The organism is Vibrio sp. Isolate25 (assembly GCF_022398025.1).
Taxonomy (GTDB): domain Bacteria; phylum Pseudomonadota; class Gammaproteobacteria; order Enterobacterales; family Vibrionaceae; genus Vibrio; species Vibrio coralliilyticus_A.
This window is the reverse complement of sequence record NZ_JAKEUT010000027.1, coordinates 1-4,206: the sequence shown is the minus strand read 5'-3', so window position 1 is coordinate 4,206 and position 4,206 is coordinate 1. Positions and strand designations below refer to the sequence as shown.

The 4,206-nt window shown below is 49.5% G+C and carries 2 tRNA genes and 3 rRNA genes; all 5 read right to left on the bottom strand.

The features are described from left to right. Positions 1-78 (bottom strand): 16S ribosomal RNA (locus tag L1D15_RS21915); the annotation flags it as partial. Positions 79-416: 338 nt separating this feature from the next. Beyond that, positions 417-3,154, bottom strand: a 23S ribosomal RNA gene (locus tag L1D15_RS21910). 375 nt (positions 3,155-3,529) lie between these two features. Then, positions 3,530-3,605, bottom strand: a tRNA-Lys gene (locus L1D15_RS21905). A gap of 2 nt (positions 3,606-3,607) precedes the next feature. After that, positions 3,608-3,683 (bottom strand) — tRNA-Glu (locus tag L1D15_RS21900). An 88-nt stretch (positions 3,684-3,771) separates the two neighbouring features. Continuing rightward, a 16S ribosomal RNA gene (locus L1D15_RS21895) occupies positions 3,772-4,206 on the bottom strand; the annotation flags it as partial.

The following is a 4,206-nucleotide window of genomic DNA, read 5'->3' as shown; positions in this document are numbered from 1 at the left end:
AACTCGTTTCCGCTCGACTTGCATGTGTTAGGCCTGCCGCCAGCGTTCAATCTGAGCCATGATCAAACTCTTCAATTTAAGATTTTGTCGGCTCAATGAATACTGAACATTACATAAGTAATGTTTGAATTGACTGTGCCAAGTCCGAAGACTTGATTGGTCACTCAGTTCATTGAAACCTAAATTGATACCGAAGTATCTATTTGGATTATCATCAACGAGTGCCCACACAGATTGATAGGTTTATATTGTTAAAGAGCTGTGCTATCAACGCGTTAGCGCCGAAGCGGATGCGTATAATACGCCATTGACTCGGTAAGTCAACATAAAACTCTAAACTTTATTAGAATCTTATGGTGACTTGTCTACTAAATAGACAAAGTCGAAATTAAAGCCTGGCGATGTCCTACTCTCACATGGGGAAGCCCCACACTACCATCGGCGCTAATTCGTTTCACTTCTGACAGGGAAGACTCATCTCAGGGCTCGCTTCCCGCTTAGATGCTTTCAGCGGTTATCGATTCCGAACTTAGCTACCGGGCAATGCCATTGGCATGACAACCCGAACACCAGAGGTTCGTCCACTCCGGTCCTCTCGTACTAGGAGCAGCCCCCTTCAATCTTCCAACGCCCACGGCAGATAGGGACCGAACTGTCTCACGACGTTCTAAACCCAGCTCGCGTACCACTTTAAATGGCGAACAGCCATACCCTTGGGACCGACTTCAGCCCCAGGATGTGATGAGCCGACATCGAGGTGCCAAACACCGCCGTCGATATGAACTCTTGGGCGGTATCAGCCTGTTATCCCCGGAGTACCTTTTATCCGTTGAGCGATGGCCCTTCCATWCAGAACCACCGGATCACTATGACCTGCTTTCGCACCTGCTCGAATTGTCATTCTCGCAGTCAAGCGGGCTTATGCCATTGCACTAACCTCACGATGTCCAACCGTGATTAGCCCACCTTCGTGCTCCTCCGTTACTCTTTGGGAGGAGACCGCCCCAGTCAAACTACCCACCAGGCACTGTCCTCAACCCGGATAACGGGTCTAAGTTAGAACATCAACACTACAAGGGTGGTATTTCAAGGACGGCTCCACCGATACTGGCGTACCGGGTTCAAAGCCTCCCACCTATCCTACACATGTAGGGTCAATGTTCAGTGCCAAGCTGTAGTAAAGGTTCACGGGGTCTTTCCGTCTAGCCGCGGGTACACTGCATCTTCACAGCGATTTCAATTTCACTGAGTCTCGGGTGGAGACAGCGTGGCCATCATTACGCCATTCGTGCAGGTCGGAACTTACCCGACAAGGAATTTCGCTACCTTAGGACCGTTATAGTTACGGCCGCCGTTTACCGGGGCTTCGATCAAGAGCTTCGACTTACGTCTAACCCCATCAATTAACCTTCCGGCACCGGGCAGGCGTCACACCGTATACGTCATCTTACGATTTTGCACAGTGCTGTGTTTTTAATAAACAGTTGCAGCCACCTGGTATCTGCGACTCTCAATAGCTCCATCCGCAAGGGACTTCACCGTCAAGAGCGTACCTTCTCCCGAAGTTACGGTACCATTTTGCCTAGTTCCTTCACCCGAGTTCTCTCAAGCGCCTTGGTATTCTCTACCCGACCACCTGTGTCGGTTTGGGGTACGATTCCTTACAATCTGAAGCTTAGAGGCTTTTCCTGGAAGCATGGCATCAATGACTTCACTACCGTAGTAGCTCGACATCGTGTCTCAGCCTTAAAGAGAGCCGGATTTACCTAACTCTCAAGCCTACGCACTTGAACCTGGACAACCGTCGCCAGGCCCACCTAGCCTTCTCCGTCCCCCCATCGCAATTGTAAGAAGTACGGGAATATTAACCCGTTTCCCATCGACTACGCCTTTCGGCCTCGCCTTAGGGGTCGACTTACCCTGCCCCGATTAACGTTGGACAGGAACCCTTGGTCTTCCGGCGTGGAGGTTTTTCACCCCCATTATCGTTACTCATGTCAGCATTCGCACTTCTGATACCTCCAGCAAGCTTTACAACTCACCTTCAACGGCTTACAGAACGCTCCCCTACCCAATACATAAAATGCATTGCCGCAGCTTCGGTTTACAGCTTAGCCCCGTTACATCTTCCGCGCAGGCCGACTCGACTAGTGAGCTATTACGCTTTCTTTAAATGATGGCTGCTTCTAAGCCAACATCCTAGCTGTCTAAGCCTTCCCACATCGTTTCCCACTTAGCTGTAATTTGGGACCTTAGCTGGCGGTCTGGGTTGTTTCCCTCTCCACGACGGACGTTAGCACCCGCCGTGTGTCTCCCGGATAGTACTTACTGGTATTCGGAGTTTGCAAAGGGTTGGTAAGTCGGGATGACCCCCTAGCCTTAACAGTGCTCTACCCCCAGTAGTATTCGTCCGAGGCTCTACCTAAATAGATTTCGGGGAGAACCAGCTATCTCCAGGTTTGATTGGCCTTTCACCCCTAGCCACAAGTCATCCGCTAATTTTTCAACATTAGTCGGTTCGGTCCTCCAGTTGATGTTACTCAACCTTCAACCTGCCCATGGCTAGATCACCTGGTTTCGGGTCTATATCCAGCAACTCGACGCCCAGTTAAGACTCGATTTCTCTACGGCTCCCCTAGATGGTTAACCTTGCTAGGTTCTATTTCACTCCCCTCACAGGGGTTCTTTTCGCCTTTCCCTCACGGTACTGGTTCACTATCGGTCAGTCAGTAGTATTTAGCCTTGGAGGATGGTCCCCCCATATTCAGACAGGATATCACGTGTCCCGCCCTACTCGATTTCACTGATGATGAGATGTCGGTTACGGGGCTATCACCCTGTATCGCGGCACTTTCCAGAGCCTTCACCTGTCTCATTAAAAGCTTAAGGGCTAGTCCAATTTCGCTCGCCGCTACTTTCGGAATCTCGGTTGATTTCTTTTCCTTCGGGTACTTAGATGTTTCAGTTCCCCGAGTTCGCCCTGTTAACCTATGTATTCAGTTAACAGTAATACCTTATGGTATTGGGTTTCCCCATTCAGAAATCCCAGACTCAAATGGTTGTTACTACCTAATCTGGGCTTATCGCAAGTTAATACGTCTTTCATCGCCTCTGACTGCCAAGGCATCCACCGTGTACGCTTAGTCACTTAACCATACAACCCCAAAGGGTCTTTGTTAAACAACCAAAGTTGTCTGCATTTTTATACATGTGCAGACACGATTTTGCCGGACTCAAATTTCCAAGAACACTTGAATGTGTGTTGGTACCTAAAACATAGTTTTAGGATTTGAGAACTTTTAATTGAATAACAACGCATCTCAAAGAGATGGGGATTGTTGTTATTCGTCAGCTTTCCAAATTGTTAAAGAGCATGTTTTCCGAAGAAAGCATTTTCTAAAGATTCTTAGACGGTCGAAAACCCCAACCACGTACGCTTTACTGAAGTGGTTTGGAACTTTAAATCCAAAAACATTTAGAGAATGGTGGGCGATACCGGGCTCGAACCAGTGACCCCCTGCTTGTAAAATGGTGGGTCGTGCAGGATTCGAACCTGCGACCAATTGATTAAAAGTCAACTGCTCTACCAACTGAGCTAACGACCCAATGGTATCCCGTAGGGGAGTCGAACCCCTGTTACCGCCGTGAAAGGGCGGTGTCCTAGGCCTCTAGACGAACGGGACACTAAGTTGAACACCTTGGGGGGTGTTCTATCTCTTAAACTACATAAACCATCAATCTGTGTGAACACTCATCGCAATAATCATCGTATAAGGAGGTGATCCAGCCCCAGGTTCCCCTAGGGCTACCTTGTTACGACTTCACCCCAGTCATGAACCACAAAGTGGTGAGCGTCCCCCCGAAGGTTAAACTACCCACTTCTTTTGCAGCCCACTCCCATGGTGTGACGGGCGGTGTGTACAAGGCCCGGGAACGTATTCACCGTGGCATTCTGATCCACGATTACTAGCGATTCCGACTTCACGGAGTCGAGTTGCAGACTCCGATCCGGACTACGACGCACTTTTTGGGATTCGCTCACTCTCGCAAGTTGGCTGCCCTCTGTATGCGCCATTGTAGCACGTGTGTAGCCCTACTCGTAAGGGCCATGATGACTTGACGTCGTCCCCACCTTCCTCCGGTTTATCACCGGCAGTCTCCCTGGAGTTCCCACCCGAAGTGCTGGCAAACAAGGATAAGGGTTGC